Here is a 13417-nt window from a genome sequence, read left to right on the forward strand (position 1 = left end):
CCGGCCGCGGGCCTTCGCAGGGGTGCGGACGCGGCTAGAGGCCGACCTCGTTCATCAGCATGCCGACCTCGGTGTTGGTCAGGCGGCGCAGCCAGCCGGACTTCTGGTCGCCCAGCGGGATCGGCCCGAAGGCCGTCCGCACCAGCCGCTCGACCGGGAAGCCGGCCTCGGCCAGCATCCGGCGCACGATGTGCTTGCGGCCCTCGTGGAGGGTGACCTCGACCAGGTAGTTCTTGCCGGTGTTCTCGACGACGCGGAAGTGGTCGGCGCGGGCGTAGCCGTCCTCCAGCTGGATGCCGTCCTTGAGCCGCTTGCCGAGGTCGCGCGGCAGGGGGCCCTGGATGGCGGCCAGGTAGGTCTTCTTCACGCCGTACTTGGGGTGCGTGAGGCGGTGGGCCAGCTCACCGTGGTTGGTGAGCATGATGATGCCCTCCGTCTCGGTGTCGAGCCGCCCGACGTGGAACAGCCGCGTCTCGCGGTTGGTCACGTAGTCGCCGAGGCACTGGCGGCCGTCCGGGTCCTCCATCGAGGAGACGACCCCGGCGGGCTTGTTCAGCGCGAAGAAGAGGTACGACTGCGTGGCGACGGTGAGGCCGTCGACCTTGATCTCGTCCTTGTGCACGTCGACGCGCTTGCCCTGCTCGACGACGATCTCGCCGTTCACCTCGACGCGGGCCTGCTCGATCAGCTCCTCGCACGCCCGGCGCGAGCCCATCCCGGCCCGGGCGAGGACCTTCTGCAGCCGCTCGCCCTCCTGCTCGGCGCCCGGGTGGGTCTTGGGCAGTTTGATCTCGGGCTTGTTCGCGTACCGGTCGCGGTTGCGCTGCTCGATCTTGGCGTCCAGCTCGCGGGAGCGCGCCGGGGCGCCACCGCGCCGGAAGCCGCCGCCGCTGCGGCCGCCACCCTGCGCGGGCTTCGGGCCGCCCTTGGCACCGCCGCGCGCGGCGGCCCCGCGGCCCTTGCGGGGGCCGTCCTGGCCCTCCCGGGCGCCGGGGGCGTCGTTGCCCACGTCGTAGCGGCGCTCCTCGGGGCGGGGACGGCGGGGGCGCTGGTCCTGCTCGTCGCGTCCGCCCTGGAAGCCCTGACCGCCGGGACGGCCGCCCTGGCCGCCGGGACGCCCGCCCTGGCCACTGCCGCCGCGGGCGCCGCCCGGGCCGCCGGAGCGCCCTCCCGGGCCGCCGGAGCGTCCGCCCTGGCCACCGCCCTGGCCCTGACGGAAGGACCCGCCGCCGCTCCGCCCGCCGCCGCCCGCGCCGCCGCCCCGGGAGTTCCGGTCGGGGCCGCCGCTCCGGCCACTGCCGCCGCTGCCGCTTCCGCTGTTCCTGCCACTGCTTCGCATCAAAATTCCGTCTTGTCGTCTGCGTGAGTATCCGGGGTGTCCGGTGCGTCCGGATCGAACGACGGCACACCCTCTAGCGTCTCAGCCTCGATCGCGTCCGCCTCCGGGAGGAAGGGCGCGAGCTCCGGGAGCTCGTCCAGGCCGCGCAGGCCCATGCGCTCCAGAAAGTAGTTCGTCGTCCTGTACAGGATCGCACCTGTTTCGGGTTCCGCGCCCGCCTCGGCCACCAGACCCCTCTGGAGGAGGGTCCGCATGACCCCGTCGCAGTTGACTCCGCGCACCGCCGAGATCCGCGAGCGGCTCACCGGCTGCCGGTACGCGACGACCGCCAGCGTCTCCAGCGCGGCCTGGGTGAGCCGGGCGTGCCGGCCGTCCAGGACGAAGCCCTCGACCGCCGCCGCGTACTCGGAACGGCTGGAGAAACGCCAGCCGCCCGCCACGAGCCGCAGGTCGAAGCCCCGGCGCTGCGCGGTGTACTCGTCGGCCAGCTCCCGCAGCGCGTCCGCCACCGCCCGCCGGGGCCGCTGGAGCACCTTGGCGAGGTGGTCGACGGTGGCGGGCTCGTCGACGACCATGAGGACCGCCTCCAGGGCGGGCTTGAGGTCGAGCGAGGCGACCGCGCCCTCGTCCCGCTCCCGGTCCGGCTGCTCGCTCATTCCCGTAGGCCCTCCTCGTCGGTCCCGTCCCCCGGCTCCTGGTCGAACTCGTCCGTCACCACCGGCTCCGCACCCTCCTCGCCGCACCAGGCCACCAGCAGGTCGCCCAGCGCCTCGTCCTGGTCCAGGGTGACGGCCTTCTCGCGGTACAGCTCCAGCAGGGCCAGGAACCGTGCGACCACGGTGAGGGTGTCCGGCGCGTCCTCGGTCAGCGCCTCGAAGCTCACCGCCGCCCCCGCCGCGCGCAGCCGCTCCACCACCAGGCCGGCCTGTTCCCGGACGCTGACCAGCGGGGTGTGGATGTGGTCCACGTACACCTGGGGCTCCGGCTTCGGCCGCATCGCCTTCACCGCGAGCCGCGCGAAGCCGTCCGGGCCGATGCCGATGACCACCTCGGGCAGCAGGGCCGCGTGGTGGTCCTCCAGTCCGACCGTACGGGGGCGGCGGCGGGCCTCCGCCTCCAGGCGGTCCTGGAAGATCTCGGCGATCCGCTTGTACGCCCGGTACTGGAGCAGCCGCGCGAAGAGCAGGTCCCGCGCCTCCAGGAGCGCGAGGTCCGCCTCGTCCTCCACCTCGGCGGCGGGCAGCAGCCGGGCGGCCTTGAGGTCGAGCAGGGTGGCGGCGACGACCAGGAACTCGGTGGTCTGGTCGAGGTCCCCGCCGGGGCCCATGGCGCGGAGGTGCGCCATGAACTCGTCGGTGACCTTCGACAGGGAGACCTCGGTCACGTCCAGCTTGTACTTGGAGATGAGCTGGAGGAGGAGGTCGAAGGGGCCCTCGAAGTTCACCAGCCGCACGGTGAACCGCCTGCCGTCGCCCTCGGGCTCCCGCTCGCCCGCCCCGGGCTCCGGCTCGGCGGCGGGCTCCGGTACGGCCTCCGGGGGCGCCGCGCCGCCCGCTCCCCGCCCCAGGGCGCGTCGGCGCGGGGCTGCGGGGGCGTCGGACGTGGGCATGGCGGTTCCAGGGGTGGGGCGGCGGCGCGGGCGGGCCCCGCCGGCCGGCGGGTCCTTGCGGGGCAGGCTACCCGCGCCGTGCCGCTCAGCGGCCGCGCAGCCGCCGTACGAGGATGCTCGCGTCGCCCCGGGACTCCAGGTCCGCCAGGACCACCGCCACCGCCTCGCGGACGATGCGGCCGCGGTCGACGGCGAGGCCGTGTTCGCCGCGCAGGACGAGCCGGGCGTGTTCGAGGTCCATCAGCTCCTCGGCGGAGACGTAGACCGTGATCTTCTCGTCGTGCCGCTCCCGGCCGCTGGGGCGGCGGTTGGCGCCGCGTCCGGCGCCGCGCCTGCGCTGCGGCTGGACCGCCGGCGGCTGCTCGGCCGGTGCGGGGGCGGGACGCTCACCGGAGGCGGCCTGGGCGGAGGCCGGACGCTCGCCCTCGCCGCTCCGGCCGCGGGGGTCGGGGCCGTCGGCGTCGGCCGCGGCGTGTTCCTCACGGTCCGCCTGCGGGGCCTGGCCGGAGGGGCCGCTCTCCCCGGCGGGCGCGGGAACCCGCGGCTCGCCGTTGGCCTTGCGCCGCCGGTCCGCGGGGGAGGACGGCTGGAGGCCCATCCCGCCTCCGGTGGTACGGAACAGCTCGTCGGCCCCGGGCAGACTCACTCGGCGTGACACCGGGCGAGCACCTCCCTGGCGAGCTGGCGATAGGCGGCCGCGCCGACCGAGTTGGAGGCGTACGTGGTGATGGGCTCACCGGCGACCGTGGTCTCCGGGAAGCGGACCGTGCGCCCGATGACCGTGTGGTAGACGTGCTCGTCGAAGGCCTCGACCACGCGGGCCAGGACCTCGCGGCTGTGCACCGTACGGGAGTCGTACATGGTGGCGAGGATGCCGTCGAGCTCCAGCTCCGGGTTGAGCCGCTCCTGGACCTTCTCGATGGTCTCGGTGAGGAGCGCGACCCCGCGCAGCGCGAAGAACTCGCACTCCAGCGGCACTATGACCTTGTGAGCGGCGGTCAGGGCGTTCACGGTGAGCAGGCCGAGCGAGGGCTGGCAGTCGATCACGATGTAGTCGTAGTCGGCCATCAGCGGCTTGAGGGCGCGCTGGAGCGTGGACTCGCGGGCCACCTCGCTGACGAGCTGCACCTCGGCCGCGGAGAGGTCGATGTTGCTGGGCAGCAGGTCCATGTTGGGGACCGCCGTCTTGAGCAGCACGTCGTCGGCCGTCATGCCCCGCTCCATGAGCAGGTTGTAGACGGTGAGGTCGAGCTCCATCGGGTTGACCCCGAGGCCCACGGAGAGGGCGCCCTGCGGGTCGAAGTCGACGAGCAGGACCCGGCGCCCGTACTCCGCCAGCGCGGCGCCCAGGTTGATGGTCGACGTGGTCTTGCCGACGCCGCCCTTCTGGTTGCACATCGCGATGATCTTGGCGGGGCCGTGCTCGGTCAGGGGGCCCGGGATCGGGAAGTACGGCAGGGGCCGCCCGGTCGGGCCGATGCGCTCACGGCGCTGGCGCGCGGCGTCGGGTGCGAGGGTGGCCGCGTACTCCGGGTCGGGCTCGTACTCGGCGTCGGGGTCGTAGAAGTGCCCCTCGGGCACCTCGGCGAAGTCGGCGAAGCGGTCGGTGTCCCGGCTGCTCTCGTTGCCGGCCGTGGCGTTCACGTGTGGGCCGTCCATCGTCTGGGGGGCTGTCGTCATGTGCTGTTGGGTGGCGAAGGTGCGGACCGCGACGGAGCCGACAGCTTCGAGCCCGGTCGGGCTCAGACCCCGTACAGGCATCCCTGGTTGACCACCCCCAGGAGTAATTGTCGACTCATTCACAAGTCGTCTTACCTCCTTGAGCGTGACCAGGAAACTTATCGATAGGTCAGCGTGGCACCATGCCGACGATGGGCGACTCTATGGCGTGTCACCGGTTCGCAGCAACACAATCCGCCGGACCCGGCCCGATGTGTCGGCAATCGAACACCGCGCTGTCAAGGGCGCACAGCGGCCAAGCCGCACATTTCGCCGCCGAACGAATCGGGTGAAGGGTTACGTTCGAGGCGAGTCGCACGCCGGGCGCGCGGGGCCCGACACACGACCGGCCGGACCCTGCGGGGCAAGGTCCGGCCGGACGCGCGATGTTGACGGAAGGGGTTGACCCGTCAGCCGAGGAGCGTGCTCAGCTCGACGTGCGGGAGGCCGTGCGCCTCCGCCACCTCGCGGTAAACCACCTGGCCCTCATGGGTGTTGAGCCCCTTGGCCAGCGCGGCGTCGCGGCGCAGGGCGTCGGCCCAGCCGCGGTTGGCGAGCTCCACGATGTAGGGCAGCGTCGCGTTGGTGAGCGCGTAGGTGGAGGTGTGGGGCACCGCACCGGGCATGTTGGCGACGCAGTAGAAGACCGAGTCGTGGACCTGGAAGGTCGGCTCGGCGTGGGTGGTGGGACGCGAGTCCTCGAAGCAGCCGCCCTGGTCGATCGCGATGTCGACAAGTACACTTCCGGGCTTCATCTTGGCGACGAGCTCGTTGGTGACCAGCTTCGGCGCCTTGGCGCCGGGGATCAGCACGGCGCCCACGACGAGGTCGGCCTCGACGACGGCCTTCTCCAGCTCGAAGGCGTTGGAGACCACGGTCTGCACCTTCGTGCCGAAGATCCTGTCGGCCTCGCGCAGCTTGTTGATGTCGCGGTCGAGCAGCGTGACGTGGAAGCCGAGGCCCACGGCGATCTGGGTGGCGTTCCAGCCGGAGACGCCGCCACCGATGACGACGGCCTTGCCGGCGTGGGTGCCGGGGACGCCGCCGGGGAGCACACCGCGTCCGCCGGCCGAGCGCATCAGGTGGTACGCGCCGACCTGCGGGGCGAGGCGGCCCGCGACCTCGGACATCGGGGCGAGCAGCGGAAGGGCGCGGTTCGCGGTCTCGACCGTCTCGTACGCGATGGCGGTGGTGCCGGAGGCCAGCAGCGCGTCGGTGCACTCGCGGGAGGCGGCGAGGTGCAGGTAGGTGAAGAGGGTCTGGTCCTTGCTCAGGCGGTGGTACTCCTCGGCCACCGGCTCCTTGACCTTCAGCAGCAGGTCGGCGGCGGCCCAGACCTCGTCGGCGGTGGCCAGGATCTGCGCGCCGGCGGCGACGTACTCCTCGTCCGGGATGGACGAGCCGACGCCGGCGTCGTGCTCGATGACGACCTGGTGGCCGTGGCGGACGAGCTCATGCACTCCGGCGGGGGTGATCGCCACCCGGAACTCGTTGTTCTTGACTTCGCGGGGGATGCCGACCTTCACGTCGATCACGGTCCTTGGCTCGGAGGGGCATCCGGGCATGGCGGAACATACCCGGACATATGCAGCTTAAAGGGAGACGCCACGAACGAGCGCAGCAGAGCCAGTCTAATGAAGGACTTCGTGCTGTCTAGCCTTACAAAGCATTAACTTTCTGTCGAAGCGCTACGGATTTCGTAGGCGGAAGCCTCGTCTCCCAGCAATCTCTCGGCCGCGCTCCGGTGCAGCCGGGCCGCCGTCGGATCGCCGAGCCGGTCCAGGGTGTCCGCCAGCCGCAGCTCCAGCGCCGCCTGAAGCCGCACGTCACCGGCGCGCCGGGCCAGCTCCACGGCCTCCCGGCAGGTCCGGAGCGAGTCGTGCGGCCGACCCGCGTACTCCTGGACCCGGGCGCTCTCGCTGAGCGCCCGTGCCTGGGCGGGCAGGTCCCCGAGCCTGCGGTGGCCGACGGCCGCCGCCCGCCAGTTCCGCAGCGCCTCTCCGTAGCGCCCGGCGTACGTGTGGACCGCCCCGAGCCGTCCGTAGAGCCGGGCCTCGTCCGCGCGCTCCCCCTGGGTCAGGCGCTGGGCGAGCGCCCGGCCGTACCAGTCGGCGGCCCGGTGGTAGTCCCCCAGCTCCTCGTAGGCGCCGCCTACGGATTCCATCGCGCGGCCGGTCGCGTACAGGTCCTTCGCCGCCTTTCCGGCGTCCAGCGCGGCCCGGTAGCGGCTCAGCGCCTCCCGGGTGCGGCCGGTGCGGGCGTCCAGGTCGGCGAGGTTCAGCAGGGCGGCCGCCTGCTCGCGGGGCAGCTCGCGGCGGAGGGCCACGTCCAGGACGAGACCGTGCAGCCCGTACAGCTCGGGGGCGGCCTCCTCGGTCCCCCGGTGCGCCGCCAGCGCCCGGACCAGGGCCGCCACCAATCGGCGCGCCAGGGTGTCCAGCTCCCCGTCGGCCACCGCCAGCCGGGCCGAGGCGAGCAGTGCGGGCTGGCGGACCCGCAGCCAGGCGCCCGCCTCCTCGGCGCTGGGGAAGCGCAGCGAGCGGGGCAGTCCGGCCAGCTTGCGGCGGGCGGTGGAGCCCTCCGGCTCGGTGACCGCACGGCAGGACTGGAGCCGGCGCACGGTCCGCTCCAGCATCCGGGCGCGGGCGAGCTGGATCTCGGCCGGCCGGTCCCGGTCCTCCAGCAGCGCCCGCAGCAGCGGAACGAGGCAGCCGGGCACCGCGTACAGGGGGTGGGCCGCGCCGTCCGTGCGCAGCAGCCCGAGCTTCACGAAGTCGTCGAGGGTGGAGCGGGCGGCGGAGACCGAGCAGCCGGCGAGTGCGGAGGCCGTGTGGGCGTCGGCGAGTCCGGCGGGGGCGAGGGCCAGCAGGCGCAGTATCCGGGCGGCGGCCTGCGGCAGGGAGTCGTGGACCAGCCGGAACGCGCGGGACAGCGGCCGGGCCCCGACCGGCTGCTGCTCGGCGGGGTCGGGCAGCTTCTGCAGCCGGCCGGCGATGTCGGCGACCGAGGCCATGGGGCGGGCGGCGAGCAGGCCGCCCACCAGCGCGAGCGCCGCGGGCTGCCCCCCGCACTCCTCGGCCAGCCGCTCGGCGGTGCGCGGGTCGACGGTGATGCGGACCTGCCCCACGGTGCGGGCGAGCAGCCGTACCGCCGCGCCCTTCTCCAGTCCGCCGAGCGTGCAGGGCCGCACGTCGGGGATGCCGGTCAGCGGGCCGGTGGCGGTGGCGACGACCAGGCAGTGCGGGTTCTCCGGGAGCAGCGGGTCCACCTGCTCGGCGTCGGCCGCGTCGTCGAGCACCAGGACGACCCGGCGTGCGGCGAGCGCCGCGCGGACCATCTCGGACAGTTCGTCCTGGTCGGCGCCGGGCGGTACCGGAGTCCCGAGGAGGCCGAGGAGCTCGCCCGCGGTGCGTTCGGTGGGGATCCGTTCGCCGCCGGGGTCGGTGAGGCCGACCCGCAGCACTCCGTCCGGGTAGTCGCCGGAGCCGGTGCCGGGGACGGACCAGGGCAGGGCCCCCGCGACCGCCGCCGCTGCCCCCACGGCGTCGGTTCCGGTGAGCGCGCCGGCCAACTCCTCGGCGAGCGCGCTGCGGCCGGACCCGGGACGGCCGGCGATGAGCAGGACGCGCGCGCGGGGGGCCTTGCGGCCGGCCAGGGTGTCCAGCCCCGCGCGCTCGATGTCCTCCCGCAGCGCCTTCAACTCCCGTTCGCGGCCGAAGAATCGGGGTGGGGCCGTGCCCGACGGCTCCTCGGCCGCCGGGGCCTTCGCCGGACCGCTGGTGTCCACCGCCTGATCGGTCACGAGCCACGCTCCACTTCGCTGCACGCGGTGCCCGCCGGAACTCCGGCCGGGCGCTTTTCGAGCGTAGTTCAGCGACGGGGACGATCACCGCGGTGCGGGGCGGCGGACCGGGAACATCCCCCGATCGGATCAGAGTCTCTTCATTCTTTATGACTGATTCTCGTGTCCGACCGGGGGCGGGGGTGCGTGCGGACGGGCCGTCAGCCCTCGAACGGCCGGGCCGGCCAGGGCGCTTCGGCGGGGCGCAGCGATTCCTCGCCCTCGCCCGCCCGTACGGCGGTGAGCGCGAGCGCCCCGACGACCAGGCAGTTGTTGTGCAGGTCCCCCGCGATGACCGAGCGGACCAGCTCGGGCAGCGGGATCCGGGCCTGCTCCATGTCGGCCTCCTCCTCGGCGACCGCGTACCGCTCGCCCTCCACTTCGGAGAGGTCGCGGGCCAGGAAGATCCGCACGGCCTCGTCGCAGCCGCCGGGCGAGGTGTACACGTCGGTCAGGACCCGCCAGTCCTCGGCCTTGACGTGCGCCTCCTCGTACAGCTCGCGCTGGGCGGCGTGCAGGGGGTTCTCACCGGGGACGTCGAGCAGCCCGGCCGGGATCTCCCAGAGCCGGTGGCGCACCGGGTGGCGGTACTGCCGCAGGACGATGACCCGGTCCTCGTCGTCGATGGCGAGCACGGCGACGGAGCCCGGGTGGACCTGGTAGTCGCGGCCGTGGACGGAGCCGTCGGGCATCACCACCTGGTCGGTGCGGACGCTGGTCTTGTTGCCGGTGAAGGGCGTCACCGTCGCGGTGATCTGCCACTCCTCGGGCGTGTCCTGGATACCCATGTGCTACGTCCTCCCACGAACCAAAAGGAAACCGGGGCACCGATCCGCATCGGATCCGTACCCCGGTCAACCGTAATGCCTCGGTGTTACGCCTCCGCGCCGCCGGCCGCGGCGACCTGGCGCGCGACGGCCGCCTTCACCAGGCCCGCGAAGAGCGGGTGCGGGCGGGTCGGGCGGGAGCGCAGCTCCGGGTGCGCCTGGGTGGCGACGAGGTAGGGGTGGACCTCGCGCGGGTACTCGACGTACTCGACGAGCTTGTTGTCCGGGGAGGTGCCGGAGAAGACCAGGCCGGCCTTCTTCTCCAGCTCGGACCGGTAGGCGTTGTTGACCTCGTAGCGGTGGCGGTGGCGCTCCTCCACGTACGGCTGGCCGTCGTACGCCTCCCGGACGAGGGAGCCCTCGGCGAGCTTGGCCGGGTAGAGGCCGAGCCGCATGGTGCCGCCGAGGTCGCCGGCGCCCTCGACGTAGGCGAGCTGCTCCTCCATCGTCGAGATGACGGGGTGGGAGGTGGCGGCGTCGAACTCGGTGGAGTTGGCGTCGGGGATCTCGGCGAGCGAGCGGGCCGCCTCGATCACGATGCACTGGAGGCCGAGGCAGAGGCCGAGCAGCGGGACCTTGTTCTCGCGGGCGTAGCGGATGGCGCCGACCTTGCCGTCGACCCCGCGCTCGCCGAAGCCGCCGGGGATGCAGATCGCGTCGACGTCGCCGAGGTGCTCGGCGGCGCCGGCGGCGGTGCGGCAGTCGTCGGAGGTGACCCACTTGACCTTGACCCGGGCCTTGTTGGCGAAGCCGCCGGCGCGGATCGCCTCGGTGACCGAGAGGTAGGCGTCGGGCAGGTCGATGTACTTGCCGACCAGGGCGACGGTGACCTCGTGGTCGGGGTTGTGGACCCGGTCCAGCAGGTCGTCCCAGGTGGTCCAGTCGACGTCGCGGAACGGCAGGTCGAGCTTGCGCACGACGTAGGCGTCCAGGCCCTCGGTGTGGAGCACCTTGGGGATGTCGTAGATCGACTTGGCGTCGATCGCGGCCACGACGGCCGCCTCGTCCACGTCGCACATCAGCGAGATCTTGCGCTTGATGGCGATGGGGACCTCGCGGTCGGCGCGCAGCACGATGGCGTCCGGCTGGATGCCGATGTTGCGCAGGGCGGCCACCGAGTGCTGGGTGGGCTTGGTCTTCAGCTCGCCGGAGGGGCCGATGTAGGGCAGCAGCGAGATGTGGACGACGAAGACGTTGTCCCGGCCGACCTCGTGGCGGACCTGGCGGACGGTCTCCAGGAACGGCAGCGACTCGATGTCGCCGACCGTCCCGCCGACCTCGGTGATGACCACGTCCACGTCGTCGGTGGCCATGCGGCGGATGCGGTGCTTGATCTCGTTGGTGATGTGCGGGATGACCTGCACGGTGTCGCCCAGGTACTCGCCGCGCCGCTCCTTGGCGATGACCTGCGAGTAGACCTGGCCGGTCGTCACGTTGGCGGAGCCGTCGAGGTCCACGTCGAGGAAGCGCTCGTAGTGGCCGATGTCCAGGTCGGTCTCGGCGCCGTCGTTGGTGACGAACACCTCACCGTGCTGGAAGGGGTTCATCGTGCCGGGGTCGACGTTGAGGTAGGGGTCGAGCTTCTGCATGGTGACCCGCAGACCGCGGGCCTTGAGCAGGGCACCCAGGCTGGAGGCAGTCAGACCCTTGCCGAGGGAGGAGGCGACACCCCCGGTGACGAAGATGTGCTTGGTCGTCGTGGATGTGGGCTGCATAGCCAAAGGGGGCTCCCGTGGTCGCGATTCGGAGGTGCGTACCGGCCACCGAACCGGGGATTCCGGGGTGCCGTCGCTGCGGTTCGGGGGCCTCGTCCGCTCTCGCGAACGACCACCGGTCCACGGGCTACCAGGGTAACAGCGACCGGGAGAGGCTGCTTCCGGCCACGCTCTCCACCGGGGGGTCACACCATCGCCCCAGCCCTTTCACGTCCCACTCGATCGGGTCAGGGATCTTGCGGGGACCGTCGCGCGGATCTTCGTGGTGCGTCGTATCCTGCTCAAACACTCGCTGCCGAGACGGCCGGGCGGCGGCACCACCCAAGGCCGCCCACCGGTACAGGACTCGTCGGATCTTCCCGGGTGAAAGACCCTACGACCCCCTATGACCCGCAGTAAGGGCCCTATGACGGGGCGACATGGCCGTTCGACTGGAGACGCACGTGGCCGGGCGCATCGAGGATTACGCACTCATCGGAGACATGCAGACCGCCGCCCTGGTCTGCCGGGACGGCACAGCGGATTGGCTGTGCCTGCCCCGCTTCGACTCCCACGCCGTATTCGCGGGCCTGCTGGGCACCGAGGAGCACGGCTTCTGGCGCCTGGGCCCCGCGAGAGCGGAGGGAACGGAACCGGCCCTCGCCGACCGGCGGCGCTACCGCGGCGACTCCCTCGTGCTGGAATCGGAGTGGGACACACCGCGCGGCACCGTACGGGTGACCGATTTCATGCCGCCGCGTGACGGCGCCCCCCAGCTCATCCGGATCGTGGAGGGCGTCAGCGGCCGGGTGCCGATGCGCTCGGAGCTGCGGATGCGGTTCAGCTACGGCCGGGTGACCCCGTGGGTGCACAAGGTCGACAACCGCACGGTCGCCGTCGCCGGCCCGGACTCCGTCTGGCTGGACACCGAGGCGGAGACGTACGGCAAGAACCTGACCACCTACTCCGACTTCACCGTCGGCCCCGGCGAACGGGTGGCCTTCACGATCAGCTGGCAGCCTTCGCACCACGGCCCGCCGGCCCTCCCGGAGCCCGAGAACTCCCTGGAGGCGACCGAGCTGTTCTGGCGCGAGTGGGTCGATCAGTGTACGTACCACGGGCCCTATCGGGAGGCGGTCGTCCGCTCCCTGATCACGCTCAAGGCCCTCACGTACGCGCCGACCGGCGGCATCGTCGCCGCCCCGACCACCTCGCTGCCCGAGGAGATCGGGGGCGTACGGAACTGGGACTACCGCTACACCTGGCTGCGGGACGCCGCCATCACCCTCTCCTCGCTGCTGCGCACCGGGTACCGGGAGGAGGCCCGCGCCTGGCGCGAGTGGCTGCTGCGGGCGGTGGCGGGCGACCCGGAGAACCTCCAGATCATGTACGGCATCGCCGGCGAGCGCGAGCTCGGCGAGGCGGAGCTGGACTGGCTGCCCGGTTACGAGAACTCCACTCCGGTCCGCGTCGGCAACGGCGCCGCCAACCAGCTCCAGCTCGACGTGTACGGCGAGGTCACCGAGGCGCTGCACCTGGCGCACATGACGGGTCTGACGCGCAACGACTACGCGATGGGCCTCCAGCTCAAGCTGATCGAGTACCTGGAGAAGCACTGGGAGGAGCCCGACGAGGGCATCTGGGAGGTGCGCGGGCCGCGCCGGCACTTCGTGCACTCCAAGGTGATGGCCTGGGTCGCGGTCGACCGGACGATCAAACTGGTCGAGTCCGGGGACGTCGAGGGGCCGCTGGAGCGGTGGCGCGCACTGCGCGAGGACATCCACCGGGACGTCTGCGAGCGCGGCTACGACCCGGAGCGCAACACCTTCACCCAGTCCTACGGGTCGAAGGAGCTGGACGCCTCCCTCCTGCTCATCCCGCAGATGGGCTTCCTGCCGCCGGACGACAAGCGGGTCATCGGCACGATCGAGGCCATCCAGCGGGAGCTGTCCACGGAGGACGGCTTCATCCTGCGCTATCCGACGGAGGGCGATGCCGCGGGTGTGGACGGTCTGGCGGGCGACGAGGGCGCGTTCCTGGCCTGCTCGTTCTGGATGGCCGACGACCTCGCGATGATCGGCCGGGTCGACGAGGCCCGCCGGCTCTTCGAGAAGCTGCTGTCGCTCCGCAACGACCTGGGCCTGCTGGCCGAGGAGTGGGACTCCAACCTCCAGCGGCAGGTCGGGAACTTCCCGCAGGCGTTCAGCCACGTCCCGCTGATCGACACGGCCCTGCGGCTGACGGCGAGCGGCGCGTACGTCGGCTGACCCGCCGGACCGCGCGGTGGCCGCCCCCCCCCCGGGGGCCGGGGGGGGGCCCCCCCCCGGTCGATGGGGGGGGGGTGGGGGGGGGGCGGGAGCCCCCCGGGGGGCGAAGCGGAAAACCCCG

10 protein-coding genes are annotated in these 13417 nt (G+C 72.6%); 1 reads left to right on the forward strand and 9 read right to left on the reverse strand.

All coding sequences use genetic code 11. The features are described from left to right. Positions 1-34: 34 nt before the first annotated feature. The 9 genes from ACH4K1_RS29775 to ACH4K1_RS29815 all read right to left on the reverse strand — a co-directional run bounded on the left by ACH4K1_RS29775 (position 35) and on the right by ACH4K1_RS29815 (position 11050). Complete coding sequence (locus tag ACH4K1_RS29775; RefSeq protein WP_398092654.1) at positions 35-1339, reverse strand: pseudouridine synthase; 1305 nt, start codon at positions 1337-1339, stop codon at positions 35-37. Beyond that, positions 1339-1995, reverse strand: coding sequence for an SMC-Scp complex subunit ScpB (scpB, locus tag ACH4K1_RS29780; protein ID WP_398092655.1), 657 nt, complete (start codon positions 1993-1995; stop codon positions 1339-1341). The genes ACH4K1_RS29775 and scpB overlap by 1 nt, the downstream gene beginning before the upstream one ends. Next, positions 1992-2948, reverse strand: a complete 957-nt coding sequence (locus tag ACH4K1_RS29785; protein ID WP_398092656.1) for a segregation and condensation protein A — start codon at positions 2946-2948, stop codon at positions 1992-1994. The genes scpB and ACH4K1_RS29785 overlap by 4 nt, the downstream gene beginning before the upstream one ends. A gap of 85 nt (positions 2949-3033) precedes the next feature. After that, positions 3034-3594 carry a hypothetical protein gene (locus tag ACH4K1_RS29790; protein ID WP_398092673.1) on the reverse strand — a complete coding sequence of 187 codons (561 nt, stop codon included), beginning with the start codon at positions 3592-3594 and terminating at the stop codon, positions 3034-3036. Continuing rightward, on the reverse strand, positions 3591-4709 hold the full coding sequence (locus ACH4K1_RS29795; protein WP_030114293.1) for a ParA family protein: 1119 nt from the start codon (positions 4707-4709) through the stop codon (positions 3591-3593). Before ACH4K1_RS29795 ends, ACH4K1_RS29790 begins: the two co-directional genes overlap by 4 nt. A gap of 368 nt (positions 4710-5077) precedes the next feature. Beyond that, on the reverse strand, positions 5078-6193 hold the full coding sequence (gene ald / locus ACH4K1_RS29800; RefSeq protein ID WP_398092674.1) for an alanine dehydrogenase: 1116 nt from the start codon (positions 6191-6193) through the stop codon (positions 5078-5080). A 143-nt stretch (positions 6194-6336) separates the two neighbouring features. Further along, positions 6337-8469: a tetratricopeptide repeat protein gene (locus ACH4K1_RS29805; RefSeq protein ID WP_398092657.1), complete on the reverse strand. Its 2133-nt coding sequence runs from the start codon at positions 8467-8469 to the stop codon at positions 6337-6339. Positions 8470-8669: 200 nt separating this feature from the next. Then, complete coding sequence (locus ACH4K1_RS29810) at positions 8670-9296, reverse strand: NUDIX domain-containing protein (RefSeq protein WP_398092658.1); 627 nt, start codon at positions 9294-9296, stop codon at positions 8670-8672. A gap of 86 nt (positions 9297-9382) precedes the next feature. After that, entirely contained in the window at positions 9383-11050 is a 1668-nt protein-coding gene (locus ACH4K1_RS29815; protein ID WP_398092659.1) for a CTP synthase, read from the reverse strand. 419 nt (positions 11051-11469) lie between these two features. Between ACH4K1_RS29815 and ACH4K1_RS29820 the strand changes: the two genes are divergently transcribed. After that, on the forward strand, positions 11470-13296 hold the full coding sequence (locus ACH4K1_RS29820; protein WP_398092660.1) for a glycoside hydrolase family 15 protein: 1827 nt from the start codon (positions 11470-11472) through the stop codon (positions 13294-13296). Positions 13297-13417 lie beyond the last annotated feature (121 nt).

It is taken from the genome of Streptomyces sp. NPDC017448 (genome assembly GCF_044330565.1).
Classification (GTDB): Bacteria; Actinomycetota; Actinomycetes; order Streptomycetales; family Streptomycetaceae; genus Streptomyces.

What these genes read in the sequence shown, in the direction of transcription:
- ACH4K1_RS29785 (WP_398092656.1), bottom strand. Translation starts at nt 2,948, where the DNA reads ATGCCCACGTCCGACGCCCCCGCAGCCCCGCGCCGACGCGCCCTGGGG.
- scpB (WP_398092655.1), bottom strand. Translation starts at nt 1,995, where the DNA reads ATGAGCGAGCAGCCGGACCGGGAGCGGGACGAGGGCGCGGTCGCCTCG.
- ACH4K1_RS29775 (WP_398092654.1), bottom strand. Translation starts at nt 1,339, where the DNA reads ATGCGAAGCAGTGGCAGGAACAGCGGAAGCGGCAGCGGCGGCAGTGGC.
- ACH4K1_RS29810 (WP_398092658.1), bottom strand. Translation starts at nt 9,296, where the DNA reads ATGGGTATCCAGGACACGCCCGAGGAGTGGCAGATCACCGCGACGGTG.
- ACH4K1_RS29815 (WP_398092659.1), bottom strand. Translation starts at nt 11,050, where the DNA reads ATGCAGCCCACATCCACGACGACCAAGCACATCTTCGTCACCGGGGGT.
- ACH4K1_RS29795 (WP_030114293.1), bottom strand. Translation starts at nt 4,709, where the DNA reads ATGCCTGTACGGGGTCTGAGCCCGACCGGGCTCGAAGCTGTCGGCTCC.
- ACH4K1_RS29820 (WP_398092660.1), top strand. Translation starts at nt 11,470, where the DNA reads ATGGCCGTTCGACTGGAGACGCACGTGGCCGGGCGCATCGAGGATTAC.